This window comes from Curvibacter lanceolatus ATCC 14669, assembly GCF_000381265.1.
Classification (GTDB): domain Bacteria; phylum Pseudomonadota; class Gammaproteobacteria; order Burkholderiales; family Burkholderiaceae_C; genus Curvibacter; species Curvibacter lanceolatus.
Genome location: NZ_KB906253.1, coordinates 445,327 through 458,537 on the forward strand (window position 1 = coordinate 445,327; position 13,211 = coordinate 458,537).

General features: G+C 63.1%; 8 protein-coding genes and 1 pseudogene. 2 read left to right on the forward strand and 7 right to left on the reverse strand.

Going from position 1 to position 13,211, the window contains the following annotated elements:
• The first annotated feature begins 49 nt into the window (after positions 1–49).
• Entirely contained in the window at positions 50–1,339 is a 1,290-nt protein-coding gene (locus F624_RS0102150) for a DUF2325 domain-containing protein (RefSeq protein WP_084679374.1), read from the forward strand.
• 12 nt (positions 1,340–1,351) lie between these two features.
• Here the strand turns inward: F624_RS0102150 and F624_RS0102155 are convergent, their stop codons facing one another.
• From F624_RS0102155 to metE, 7 genes and pseudogenes are all read right to left on the reverse strand, one after another.
• Complete coding sequence (locus F624_RS0102155) at positions 1,352–2,590, reverse strand: PepSY-associated TM helix domain-containing protein (RefSeq protein ID WP_019572611.1); 1,239 nt, start codon at positions 2,588–2,590, stop codon at positions 1,352–1,354.
• Positions 2,591–2,612: 22 nt separating this feature from the next.
• Positions 2,613–4,634 (reverse strand): TonB-dependent siderophore receptor, encoded by a 2,022-nt coding sequence (locus F624_RS32065; protein ID WP_245573535.1) that lies wholly within the window; start codon positions 4,632–4,634, stop codon positions 2,613–2,615.
• 52 nt (positions 4,635–4,686) lie between these two features.
• A pseudogene (locus tag F624_RS36440) lies at positions 4,687–4,989 on the reverse strand (STN domain-containing protein); the annotation flags it as partial.
• 141 nt (positions 4,990–5,130) lie between these two features.
• Entirely contained in the window at positions 5,131–6,339 is a 1,209-nt protein-coding gene (locus F624_RS33890) for a FecR family protein (protein WP_245573536.1), read from the reverse strand.
• 60 nt (positions 6,340–6,399) lie between these two features.
• Entirely contained in the window at positions 6,400–6,924 is a 525-nt protein-coding gene (locus F624_RS0102175; protein ID WP_019572615.1) for a sigma-70 family RNA polymerase sigma factor, read from the reverse strand.
• A 378-nt stretch (positions 6,925–7,302) separates the two neighbouring features.
• The gene (locus tag F624_RS0102185) at positions 7,303–9,501 is read right to left on the reverse strand and encodes an OsmC domain/YcaO domain-containing protein (RefSeq protein ID WP_019572617.1); all 2,199 of its coding nucleotides are present in this window, start codon (positions 9,499–9,501) and stop codon (positions 7,303–7,305) included.
• 413 nt (positions 9,502–9,914) lie between these two features.
• A complete protein-coding gene (gene metE / locus F624_RS0102190) occupies positions 9,915–12,209 on the reverse strand; it encodes a 5-methyltetrahydropteroyltriglutamate--homocysteine S-methyltransferase (RefSeq protein WP_019572618.1) in 2,295 nt (764 codons plus the stop codon).
• A 112-nt stretch (positions 12,210–12,321) separates the two neighbouring features.
• On the opposite strand from metE, the gene F624_RS0102195 reads away from it, so the two are divergent.
• Complete coding sequence (locus tag F624_RS0102195) at positions 12,322–13,206, forward strand: LysR family transcriptional regulator (RefSeq protein ID WP_019572619.1); 885 nt, start codon at positions 12,322–12,324, stop codon at positions 13,204–13,206.
• The last annotated feature ends 5 nt before the right edge of the window (positions 13,207–13,211 follow it).

The following is a 13,211-nucleotide window of genomic DNA, read 5'->3' on the forward strand; positions in this document are numbered from 1 at the left end:
ACCGGCCCGGCTGAGCAAGTTCAACCCGTTTCCTGATGGAGGCATTGCCATGTGCAACCGTGAAATCCAGCAAGCCCTGGCTGTGCAGTTTCGCCAGAACGTGCCGACTTTGACACCCCTGCCTGAGATCGGCTCCAGGCGTCGACGACTGTGGGACCTGCCGCACTCGTGCCATTGTCCTGTGGTGGGTGTCTGTCTTCCCCTGGAGACTTTGCGTCGCCTGGTCAGCAAGGCGTCTGGCGGTCAGGTGATGGCCGATGACTACGAGGTGCATGTGGCGGCGGTGGCAGAGTGCGCGCGCCGCAATCGGCTTTCCGAGTTGCTGCAGGAAGAGTTGGAGCGGCGCTATGCGCCTGAGGTCAAGGCCTACCGGGCTGCCAAGACGACGAAGGCGCTTGCCGACGCCTGGGTGCTGGCCGTGCGGCAAGGCGATGTGGCGGGCGCCTTCTGGGCTGCCCTCACCCACCCTCATTGCGACGCGATCCTGCACGAGGTGCTGTGCCGGGACATGCACATGCTGCAGCACCAGGCCGGGGCCACGGTGCGGGTGGACCTCGCCCGGTTCAGCGCGCTGATGGAGGAGAACGGGGTGCTGGCAAGAGAGTTGGCCAAGGCGCAGGAGCGCAGCACCCGAGCCCTGGCCGAAAAGACGTCAGAGCTGGAGCGGCTTCAAGCCCGGTTGATGCAGCTGCGCGCCGACAACCTGACCAAGGACAGCCGCCTGGCCTTTGTGTCCGAGGATCTGGAGGCCTTGAAGGCCTCGCTGCCGGATCATGAAGCAACACAGCGATTGCGCAAGCGGCTTGACCTGATGACCGCCAGGCAGCATGAGTTGGAGGGGCAAAACGCTTCTCTGCGCCAGCGATTGGCTGCGGCTGAAAAGTCGCTGCAAGCGCTCAATTCCAGCCCCGATACCCCCGCCAAGGCGATTGACTTGGCGGCCAACACGCCATCGGTTTCCCCGATCACCTTGTACCTCAAGCAGAAGACCGTTCTTTGTGTCGGTGGGCGCAGTGGCAATGTTGCCAATTACCGCGACCTGGTGGAACGGGTCGGGGGGCGCTTTGCCCACCATGATGGGGGCGTGGAAGACAGTCAGTGCGTACTCGATGCCAGCCTCGCCGCGGCCGACCTGGTGATCTGCCAGACGGGCTGCATCAGCCACAACGCTTACTGGAAGGTCAAGGACTTCTGCAAGCGCACGGGCAAACGCTGTGTGTTTGTGGAGAACCCCAGTGCCTCGTCCCTGGCGCGGGGCCTGACCCAGATCGCCGACATGGATTCGGAGAACCCGTCGCCCGCACCTGCCGGATGGGGCGAGGCGCGCCCGCAGGGCTGATGACGCTGCGGCTCAGATGCGAGCTCGATCCATCGGTTTGCCGTGAATGGCGGCTGATTTCTTTCGCGCGGCAGCCTGCATCCGCGCCCGCCGCTTGCGCACCCAGAGCACAAGCCCCGTGACGCTGAGCACCGCGACCAGCACCCCCATCAGCGAAATGAGCAGGCGGCCTGGCAAACCCAGGATGCGTCCGGAGTGCAGGGGGAACTGGGCCTGCATGAACAGGTCACCGGCACTGCCGGTGCCAGGCACATAGGACCCGGCCATGGCGCCCGTCATGCCATCCACATACAGCCAGGGATGGCCCAGGCCGCCATCGCCGTGTTCCAGGCCGGGCGCAAAAAAGGCGATGCCATACAGGCCGTAGCGGTCCGCGTACAAGAGGGCTCCGGGTGGATCGTCCCAGCCGCGTTTGAGGGCTTCGGCCTGGGCCAGCGTGATGGCCTGCTCCCTCGACAGCCGTGGCTCGATCGGTGCTTCGACGGGCGCCGGTTCGCGTTTCTCGAAGGGTGTGGCCGCCACCGGTGAGAACAGCGACACCACGGGCTTCATCACCTGGCGCCCCAGGTTCATGGACACCGAGGTGATGGCCAGCGTCAACAGCAGGCCCCAGGCCCAGACGCCGCCGGAGCGATGCAGGTCAAAATTGAGCTTGGGCCAGCCCTGGCCGATGCGCAAGACCAATGACTTGCGCCAACTTCGTGCGTTCGGAAACGAAATCCACAGCGCGATGAAGCAGTCGAAGATCCAGACCACCGAGACGATGCCCATCACCGCCATGCCCAGTTCCAGCTGGCCCACGTCTGGCAGGTGCAGGCTGTAGTGCAGCTTGTAGAGGAAGGGCACCAGGTTTTCGCGCGAGAAGGACATGGCACCCCATGTGCGGCTGCCCTGCACGGCTCCCGTGACCGGGTCCAGCGCCATCTGGTTGAAGCCCAGATCGAAGGGCTTGCCCGTGGCCCCATCGATGCGCGCAGTGACCGAGACCGTCAAGGCCTGGCCCGGCTCGATGGACAGCGGCATGTCGCTGATCCGCAGGCTGGGGGTCGACTCCTCGATCCGCTGCGCCAACGTCAGAGGCGCGAGTTGTGCCGCCGCAGGGCCGCTGCGCGCGACGAACAACTGGGGGGTCAGCCATGCGTCGAGTTCGTGGTGCCAGGCGATCACTGCGCCGGTGGCACCTGCCACAAACAGAAACAGCGCGATGGACAGGCCGAACCAGCGGTGAAGAATGGCCAGTGTGCTTCGCATGGGTCAGACCTGTGATGGCGGCCTAAAAACGGTACTTCAGGCTGGCCACCACCAAGCGCTCGGCACCGCTGTAAAAATTGCCATAGGCGCGCGATGCGTAGTACTTTTTGTTGGTGACGTTGTTGATGTTGATGGCGAAGCGCCATGGGCCATGCTCGTGGCGGAGCGCGAGGTCCAGCAGCGTGTAGGCAGGCTCGGCCTGCGTGTTGGCGCTGTCGTTGTAGCGCTGGCCGACATGGCGCACGCCGCCGCCCAGACTCCAGCCTTGGTGTGATTGCCCGCTGAAGGCGTAGTCGAGCCAGGCCGAGGCGGTCTGGCGCGGGATCTGAATGGGCATGCGGCCCACATCGCCGTCGTTGCTGGCCGTCACCTTGACGTTGGCAAGGCTGTAGGCGGCGATCAAGTCAAGCCCGCGAGCCAGCTCAGTCTTGGCCTCCAACTCCACGCCACGGGAGCGAATCGCACCCGTCAGCACGTAGTAGTCCTGGTGGACGGGGTCGGTGGTCTGGACGTTGGTCTTGTCGAGGCTGAACAGCGCTGCGGTCAGCAGGATTTTGCGCCCCTCCGGGTGGTACTTGACACCGACCTCGTATTGCTTGCCTCGGCTTGGATCGAAATGCCTGCCGCTGTAATCCGTGCCCATTTGAGGCGTGAATGACTCCGAATAGCTCAGATAAGGCGAGACGCCGTTTGGCAACAGATAGGCGATGCCGGCACGGCTGCTGAAGGCATGGTCGCGCTGGAGCAGGGTGCTCTGGGTGACGGCGTCGGCGTAGCTGTAGTCGACCGAGTCATATCGACCACCGAGTGTGAAGATCCAGCGCTCGGCGAACTTGATCTGGTCTTGCAGGTAGAGGCCTGTCTGGCGCGAGGTCTCACGGTAGTCTTCCACCAGGCTGGTCGGTGCCGCTGGCATGTCGCCCAAGGTCGGCGAGCGCAAATCGCGTTGGTCGGCAGCACCTTGGTAGTCCTTGGATTGGCCCACGCGCCGGTTCCAGTCCACCCCCACCAGCACCGTATGGGTGGCCGAATCCGTGCTGAACTTCCCGACCGCGCGGGTGTCCAGCAAAGTCTGGTGCAGCGACTGGTCTGCGAACATCGGCGTGCGGGTGTAGGTGTAGCCGTCGCTGTCGAGGCCTCCACCATTCAGGCGTCGGTTGCTCAGACTGCCCACCGAGTAGCGAAAGTTCTGCTGAACAGTCCAGGTGCTGTCGAGGTGGTGCTCGAACTCGTAGCCGATCGAGGATTGGTGATAGTTGTACTTCAGGAAGCGCGGGTCGCCGTCGAGCACACCTGAGTTGCTGCCGTCGGCGCGCGCCACATAGACGGGAGCGCCGCCGTTTTTGTCATGGTAGATGTCAGCCATCACCAGCAGCGAGGTATCGGCTGTGGGCTTCCACAGCAGCGAGGGCGCGATGAACGAATGCTGCATGTTCACCCGCTGGCCAGTCGCGTACTGCAGTTGCGTGTCGGTATCGAGCCCCAGGCCCACCAGCCGGTAGCGCAGCTTGCCCTCTGAATCCAGTGTTCCCCCCACATCGACGGCCAGCTGCTTGCGGCCGAAATTGCCGGCCTGTATTTCGATTTCATTCTCGGCATTGGCCGAGGGGCGCTTGCTGACGCGGTTGATGATGCCGCCCGCATCGCCTTGTCCGAACAGCACCGAAGAAGGGCCTCGCAGCACGTCCACGCGCTCAAGCCCATAAGAGTCCTTGCGCATGGCGATGAAGCCAACGCGCCCCTGTTGCAGTCCGTCCAGGTAGCTGCTTCCGTCCTTGGCGTCGAAGCCTCGCATCAGGAGCCATTCGCGGCCGCGGAAGTCCACGCCCCAGTTTTCGGGCTGCACACCGGGCGTATAGCGCACGGCGTCCATCACATTCTGAAAGCCGCGAGCATCCATCTCGTCGCGTGTGATGACCGAAATCGACTGCGGTGTCTCGATGATGGGCGTATCTGTCTTGGTCGCCGTCATGCTGAGCGTGGCGACGAATCCCTTGACGGGGCCGGTGGCGGTCTCGGGGTCGGGTCCGGCCGTGACCGTCACCACCGGGGGGGGTCTTGGTCTCCGTCGTCGAGGCCGCCACCTTGACGATGATGGCGTTGCCCTCCTGGACAGCGATCAAACCACTGCCGGCCAGCAAGCGGTCCAAGGCCTGCTGCGGCGTCAATCTCCCCGATACGGGCGGAGCCACCTTGCCGGCCACCAGGGCCGGCACGAACATCAGTTGCAGGCCTGCTTGCCGTGCCAACTCATTCAAGGCCGCGCCCAGTGGCTGTGCTGCGATGGCGATGGCCACCGGGTTGGCCGCCGTGAGCTGGGCTCGTGCCGGGCCTGTAAGTCCTGTCGCCAGCAAGGCAGCCAGGGTCAAGGGAGCGAGGGCGAAGTGCGGTTGCCGCATGAATGCAATCTCCAGGAACAGTCGTCAGAAACAAGAATCACTGCTGATGGAGTCGCATGGGGCGGCCAAACCCTCATGTGTTGATGCAAAAAAACCGGACCTTCTCGGTGGGCCGTTGAGATTGCCCCTGGGGCGGGGCTTTCAACGCAGGCCAATGATCTCCAACACGCCGTCATGCTGTTGCAGCCGCACCGGCAACAGGGAAGGGAGTGCCTGCGCCCACGTGCCGGCCTGCCGCACGTTGAAACTGCCGCCCAGCCGCAGAGCCCCCACCGTGGGGTCCAGCACGACCAGCCCGGTGTCGCCATACCGTTCCAGCTCCGCCAATGCCTCGGCCAGAGGGGTGTCGTTGAAACTGATGCGGCCGGTGCGCCAGGCCGCCACGCTGGCTGGCGCAACATTCACGATGGGCTGCAGGCGGCCCCCTTCGTCCACTGTCACACCTTGCCCGCCGGTCAGTTCGACGCGTCCCGTGACATCGTCCGCTCGGGCCTCGCCAGACGCGCCCGTCTGACTCACCCGCACGCGGCCAGATTCGACGGCCAACACCGACTTGCCGGCGTCAAGGCCGGTGAGCGTATGACGCACCGAGAACCGGGTGCCGACGACGGTGATGCGCATGGCGCCCGCCTGCACGTCAAAGGGCTGCTGCGGGTTGGCGTGCACGATGAAAAAGGCTTGGCCTTCGACCAAGCGCACCTCGCGACGTTCACGGTACAAGCGCACTTCAATGCGTGTGGCAGCATCGAGTTGCAGGGCGCTGCCGTCAGGCAACTGGATGTCGAGGCGTTGCCCCCGTTGCGTGGCGTAGTTCTTTGCAAAGGTGGGCTGGCTGCGCCAATGCGCCCAGCCCGCCCAGCCGCCCCCAACCAGCGCGGCCACCGCCACGGCTGTGGCTGCTTGCGGGAAGAGGCGGCCGATGCCAGCCATCCAGGCCCGTCGGCTGGGCAACGCAGGCTGAGGTGGCCGCTTGATGGGCCGAGAAGCCGGCTGGACGATGGGCTCCGCAACAGGCCCCGTGCTTGCGTTCAAGACTTGAGGCGGCGTGCCCCTGGGCGCCTTGTGTCGCAAGCTCTCCCTCAGCGACTGGACCTTGTCGTCAGGGAGTGCGCGCACGGGGTCAAGACTCTGTTCCATTTCCTGGTACGCGACCGCATGCGCTGGGTCAGCGCGCAGCCAGCCCTGAAACTCGGCTTCTGCGGTGGTACCCAGACCTTCGGTCCGGCGTGTGGCCCACAGCGCAGCCTGTACTAGCACGGGATTCTGGGTACGCACGTAGTTTTCGAACTCGCGCTCGTCGGCCTCGTCCTGTGCGTCCATGTCGTGGGAAGGCGGAGCGTGCTGTTTCATCGGTTCTGATCTTATGGTTGCGCGAAGCCGAAAGATCCCCACTCTTGCGCGCAAGGACACTCATTTCTCCTGGAGGGCGCCAGTTGTCACCGAAATGCCCTGCAGCAAGCGTTGGCTAGCCCGACACTCCAACCGGCCGCGCGCGATGTGTTTCTCGACCATGCTGACGGACGTACCCATGCGCCGGGCAATTTCCGCCTGCGACAGACCCTCCAACACGTGGAGGATGAAGGCCTCGCGGCACCGTGGTGGCAGCGCCTCGATGGTGGCCATGTAGACCTCGATGGCCTGGGCCGAGGCCACCAGTGCGTGCGGCTCCAGATGCGCAGGCATGGCGGGGTGGTCCGCTTCGGCCATCGCATTCAGGTCATCATGCCTGCGCAGCAGCCCGCGTCGATGCTGATCGACCATCACGTTCCGGGCGGTCTGGTACAACAAGGCGCGCGGCTCCGAGATCGGGACGCTCGAACGCTGGATGGCCAGCACGCGGGCATAGCTCTCCTGCACCACGTCGGCGGCCGCATCGCGGTCTTTGACCGTGCGGGCGCAGAAGTTCAGTAGTTCTCGGTAGTAGTGCTCGAGCACGGGTCCGCCATGGCCATGGGTATAGAAGGCTTCCCTTCGATAGGCTGGCGTCGAGATGTGGCGGTGGCTGATCCAGTGCGCGCGTCCAAATGGGAATTCTTCTCATTATGGCCGATCTGGCGCCAGATGACCGGGTGCCGCTCACGGCGCTGGGTCTGGCGCGGCACTTCATGGGCGCACTGTGCCGCCAATGGTTGGCCAAGCCCTCTTGAAGATTGGCTGATTCACTGCCGTGGAGCCTTCAACTCAGCACGCCAAGCGCTGGTTCTAGAGCCCGGGGGCGTGGCGCAGCCGCATCACTGGCATACAGCCAATGCTGCAGGCCTCAGCGCTCTTGGGGGCTTTGGCTTTCAGCGCTTCAATGGGCGGAGGTTGCCTTCAGGGTCTCGTCACGCGGGCCCGCGCGGCGTGCAGTTTCCTGTAGCTGTCGAGCAGGCGCTTGTGTCGGTCCAGGCCTTCCAGTTGCGGGCTGGTCGGCGTCAAGCCAAAGAAGCGAACCGTGCCATCGACCGAGCCCGTCACGGCGTCCATTCGAGGGTTGCCGAACATCCGACGGAAATTGGCGATGTAGTCGTCCAGCTCCAGCTCTTCATCCAGGACCACATCGAGCACGGCATTCAGCGCTTGATAGAACAAGCCACGCTCCACCGTGTTGTCGTTGTATTGCAGGAAAGACTTCACCCCTTCGTGGGCATCTTCCAGTTGTTGCAGGGCCAACTGGATCAGCAGCTTCAACTCGAGCACGGTGAGTTGCCCCCACACGGTGTTTTCGTCGAAGTCAATGCCGATCAGGGTGGCGATGTCGCCATATTCGTCCAGTTCTTCGTTTTCCAGGCGATCCAGCAAGGCCTCCAGTTGATCATCGGTCAACTGATGCAAATTCAGCAGGTCATTGCGGAACAGCAAGGCCTTGTTGGTGTTGTCCCAGACCAGGTCTTCGACGGGATAGACCTCCGAATAACCGGGCACCAGAATGCGGCAAGCTGTTGCGCCCAACTCATCGTGCACCGCCATGTAGGCCTGTTTGCCCATCTTGTCGAGTATGCCGAACAAGGTGGCCGCCTCTTCGGCATTGGCGCTTTCGCCCTGGCCTGAAAAATCCCATTCAACAAATTCAAAATCAGATCGCGCGCTGAAAAATCGCCACGACACCACACCGCTGGAGTCGATGAAATGTTCGACAAAATTATTGGGCTCAGTGACGGCATTGCTGATGAAGGTGGGCTGAGGCAGATCGTTCAGCCCTTCAAAACTGCGGCCCTGCAGCAACTCCGTCAGGCTGCGCTCCAACGCCACCTGCAGTCTCGGGTGCGAACCAAAGGAGGCAAAAACGCCCCCTGTGCGCGGGTTCATCAAGGTCACGCACATCACCGGGTAGCGGCCCCCGAGGGAGGCGTCCTTGACCAGAATCGGAAAGCCCTGTTCCTCCAAGGCCTGGATGCCTGCCAGGATGCCCGGGTATTGGGCCAATACCTGCGCAGGCACATCGGGCAGGGCCATCTCACCCTCCAGGATTTCGCGCTTCACGGCGCGCTCGAAGATCTCCGACAAACACTGCACTTGCGCTTCAGCCAGCGTGTTGCCGGCGCTCATCCCATTGCTGGCATAGAGGTTTTCAACCAGATTGGAGGGGAAGTACACCACCTTGCCATCCGACTGGCGTACATAGGGCAGTGAGCAGATGCCCCGCTCTGTGTTGCCGGAGTTGGTGTCGACCAGATGTGAGCCTCGCAGTTCGCCACTGGGGTTGTAGATTCCCAGGCAATATTCATCCAGAATTTCAGCAGGCAGCTTGTCCTTTTTGCCGGGCTTGAACCAGCGCTCATTCGGGTAATGAACGAATTCAGATTCGGCAATGTCTGAACCCCAGAAAGAGCCCGCGTAAAAATGATTGCAGCTCAGCCGTTCAATGTATTCACCCAGGGCCGATGCCAGGGCGCTCTCCTTGGTAGACCCCTTGCCGTTCGTGAAGCACATGGGTGAATGCGCATCGCGAATGTGCAGAGACCAGACATTCGGAATGATATTGCGCCACGAGGCGATTTCGATTTTGATGCCCAAATTGGCCAGCAAGCCAGACATGTTGGCGATGGTCTGCTCCAAGGGCAGATCCTTGCCTGAAATATAGGTGGCGGCACCCGATGCGGGCTTGACCGTGAGCAGCGATTGAGCGTCAGCATCGAGGTTTTCCACCTCTTCGATCACAAATTCAGGGCCGGTCTGCACCACCTTTTTGACCGTGCAACGCTCGATGGAGCGCAAAATGCCCTGGCGGTCTTTGGCCGAGATATCCGGCGGAAGCTCCACCTGGATTTTGAATATCTGCCGGTACCTGTCTTCGGGGTCGACGATATTGTTTTGCGACAACCTGATGTTCTCAGTCGGGATGTTTCGCGTGTTGCAATACAGCTTCACAAAGTAGGCGGCACACAGGGCGGACGACGCCAGGAAATAGTCAAAAGGCCCCGGGGCAGAGCCATCGCCTTTGTAGCGAATGGGCTGGTCGGCGATCACCGTGAAGTCATCAAACTTGGCTTCAAGACGAAGCTTATCCAGAAAATTGACTTTGATTTCCATGGGGAAAATGTCCAATAAATAATATTTGCGGGCTTTCGCTGGGCCGCGTCTCAAATGCGAAAAATGCGCTCAAGCTTGCTGGCGATGCGTATCCATCGGGGCGTTGCAAGGGCATCGCTGTCTGGCCCATCTGAGGGTGCCCGGGGACACGGAACGCAAACTTGAATTGCAAAAGGGGGGCTTTGGCGTGGCGGCGGCTCCGGTTGGGTTGCCGGCAACCGATCAGCGCGCTGCAAGCCTCTTGAGGGCTCAGATCAGAACACGCCTGCACGCAGATTTGGCGGACATGGCCGAAAAAACTTCAACTTTTTGGGCGCAGGCCTTCGACAGGCGACCCCGCTGGGCCCCTGAGACGGGGGCCGCTGCGAAAAGTGGCGTCCCACCGCCCCGGTTGCTTCACTGAAGGGGTGGCCTCACGCCAGCTCGGCGCGCAAGGTTTTGGCGGCGGCCACCATGTGGGTCAAGGCCGGGATCACCTCGGGCCACTGGCGGGTCTTCAGGCCGCAGTCGGGGTTGACCCACAGGCGCTCGGCCGGCACGCGCTTCGCGGCCTTTTTCATCAGCGCCACCATGTGCTGCTCGGTCGGGATGTTGGGCGAGTGGATGTCGTACACGCCGGGGCCGATCTCATTGGGGTAGCTGAAGTGGTCGAAGGCGTCGAGCAGCTCCATGTCCGAGCGCGAGGTCTCGATGGTGATCACATCGGCGTCCATGTCGGCAATCGACGCCATGATGTCGTTGAACTCCGAGTAGCACATGTGGGTGTGGATCTGGGTCTCATCGCGCACGCCATTGGCCGTGATGCGGAAGCTCTGCACCGCCCAGCTGAGGTAGCTCTGCCATTGGGCACGGCGCAGCGGCAGGCCTTCGCGCAGGGCGGCCTCGTCGATCTGGATCACGCGAACGCCGGCCTGTTCCAGGTCCAGCACTTCCTGGCGGATCGCCAGGGCCAGTTGCAGACACGATGCCGAGCGCGGCTGGTCGTCGCGCACGAACGACCAGTTCAGGATCGTCACCGGGCCGGTGAGCATGCCCTTCATGGGCTTGTCCGTCAGCGATTGGGCGTAGCGGGTCCACTCCACCGTCATGGTGCGCGGGCGGCTGATGTCACCGAACAGGATCGGGGGCTTCACGCAGCGAGAGCCATAGGACTGCACCCAGCCGAACTGGCTGAAGGCATAGCCTTCGAGTTGTTCACCAAAGTACTCGACCATGTCGTTGCGCTCGGCCTCGCCATGCACCAGCACGTCCAGGCCCAGCGCTTCCTGTTCACGCACGGCGCGCTCGATTTCGACCCGCATGACGGCCTGGTAGCCTGCCGCATCCAGGCGACCGGCCTTGAACTCGCTGCGCGCTTGGCGGATCTCGGCCGTCTGCGGGAAGGAGCCGATGGTGGTGGTGGGGAACCTGGGCAACTGGAGCAGGGCGGCCTGCTTGGGTGCGCGGTGGTTGTAGCTGCTCTCACGTTGCCCCAGATCGCAGGTGATCTTGGATACGGCCAGTTTGACAGCCGGGTTGTTGACACGTGGCGAGGCGCGCCGCGCCGACAGCGCGGCCTGGTTGGCTGCCAGGGCCTCGCGCACCGAGTCGCGCCCGGCGTTCAGGGCCTGGGCCAGCACCTGCAGTTCCACCAGTTTCTGGCGGGCAAAGGCCAGCCATGACAGGATGTCGGCATCCAGCTTCTGCTCGCTGGCCAGGTCCACGGGCACATGCAACAGCGAGCACGACGGCGCGATCCACAGGCGCTGGCCCACTTGCTGGGCCAGGGGTTCCAGCCAGTCCAGGGTGGCGTTGAGATCGGTCTTCCAGATGTTGCGCCCATTGATCACCCCCAGCGACAGCACCTTGTGCGACGGCAGCAGGTTGAGCAGGGGGCGCACGCCCTCGCGGTCATTGATCGCGTCCACATGCAGGCCGGCCACCGGCAGGTTGGCCGCCAGGTAGGCGTTCTCCTGCAATTGACCGAAGTAGGTGGCCAGCAGGAGCTTGACCTTGCTGACCTTCAGATGGTGGTAGGCCGCGTTGAAGGCGTGTTGCCAGTCGGCATCCAGCTCGGTCACCAGGATGGGCTCGTCGATCTGAACCCATTCCACCCCTTGTGCGGCCAGGGTGTCGAGCAGCTGGGCATAGACCGGCAGCAGGCGCTCCAGCAGCGCCAGGCGATTCGACCCATCCTTGCTCTTGCCGATGGCCAGGTAGGTCACCGGGCCGATGATCACCGGCTTGGCCTTCACGCCCTGGGACCGGGCCTCGGCCAGTTGCTCCAGAAGGCGGCTGGCATCGAGCTTGAATTCGGTGGCCGCGGTGAATTCGGGCACGATGTAGTGGTAATTGGTGTCGAACCACTTGGTCATCTCGCCCGCAGCCACGCCAGCACAGCAGCCCGCATGGGCTTCGGCCGTCTGGGCCGAGCGGCCTCGCGCCACGCGGAAATAGTTGTCCAGTGCCTCCCCTTGAAAGCCCCGCACCCGCTCGGGCAGGTTGCCCAGCGTGAAGCTCATGTCCAGCACCTGGTCGTAGAACGAAAAGTCGCCCACGGGCGCCAGGTCAAGAGGCGCTTGATCGGCCCAGTGCTGTTGCCGCAGCGCCGCACCCAGGGTCGTCAGATCTGCCAGCGAGGACTGCCCTTTCCAGTACGACTCCAGCCCCAATTTGAGTTCGCGCCGGGCGCCGATGCGGGGAAAGCCGAGGTTGTGTGTGGTGACCATGGTGTCTTCTTCAATGCCATCAATGTTGGAGATGGCGCGAGGTTAAAGAAGACGTTCTATTACGTAAAATGATCTTATTTCAGAGATCGATAAATTAAGCTCATGGATCAGCATGATTGAACGCATTCACCTGGCCATCATCCAGGAGGTGGACCGGCAAGGCTCGATGACGGCCGCAGCCGCCACGCTGTGCCTGACCCAACCCGCGCTGAGCCATGCCATGAAAAAGCTGGAACACCTGATGGGCACTGACATCTGGCTGCGTGAAGGCCGCAACTTGCGCCTGACCCAGGCGGGCCAGTACCTGCTGGCGGTGGCCAACCGGGTTCTGCCCCAGTTGGAGATGGCCGAGGCGCGCATGAAACAGTTTGCTCAGGGCGAGCGCGGCACCCTGCGCATCGGCATGGAATGCCACCCCTGCTACCAGTGGCTGTTGAAGATCGTGGCCCCCTACCTGGCGGCCTGGCCCGATGTCGAGGTGGACGTGAAACAGAAGTTCCAGTTCGGCGGCATCGGCGCTCTGTTCGGCTACGAGATCGATCTGCTGGTCACCCCGGACCCGGTCTTCAAGCATGGCCTGCACTTCGAGCCGGTGTTTGACTACGAGCAGGTGCTGGTGGTGGGCCCGGGTCACCCGCTGGCCGATCAGGCATTTGTCGAACCCGCCCAGTTGACGTCCGAAGCGCTGCTGAGCTACCCCGTGCCGCCTGAGCGGCTGGATATCTACCAGCAGTTCCTGCTGCCTGCCGGGGTGCTGCCGCGCCAGCACAAGCCGATCGAGAACACCGACATCATGCTGCAGATGGTGGCCAGCGGCCGCGGCGTGGCCGCGCTGCCGCGCTGGTTGGTGGAGGAGTACGCGGCCCGGCTGCCCATCACGCCGGTGCGCCTGGGCCCGCAGGGCATTGCCAAGCAGATTTTTCTGGGGGCCCGCGTGAACGACGTGCAGATTGACTACCTGCAGGCGTTTGTCGCGCTGGCGCGAGGCGCGCGTTGAGCGCT

What these genes read in the sequence shown, in the direction of transcription:
- F624_RS0102150 (WP_084679374.1), top strand. Translation starts at nt 50, where the DNA reads ATGTGCAACCGTGAAATCCAGCAAGCCCTGGCTGTGCAGTTTCGCCAG.
- F624_RS0102155 (WP_019572611.1), bottom strand. Translation starts at nt 2,590, where the DNA reads ATGCGAAGCACACTGGCCATTCTTCACCGCTGGTTCGGCCTGTCCATC.
- F624_RS33890 (WP_245573536.1), bottom strand. Translation starts at nt 6,339, where the DNA reads ATGAAACAGCACGCTCCGCCTTCCCACGACATGGACGCACAGGACGAG.
- F624_RS0102185 (WP_019572617.1), bottom strand. Translation starts at nt 9,501, where the DNA reads ATGGAAATCAAAGTCAATTTTCTGGATAAGCTTCGTCTTGAAGCCAAG.
- metE (WP_019572618.1), bottom strand. Translation starts at nt 12,209, where the DNA reads ATGGTCACCACACACAACCTCGGCTTTCCCCGCATCGGCGCCCGGCGC.
- F624_RS0102195 (WP_019572619.1), top strand. Translation starts at nt 12,322, where the DNA reads ATGATTGAACGCATTCACCTGGCCATCATCCAGGAGGTGGACCGGCAA.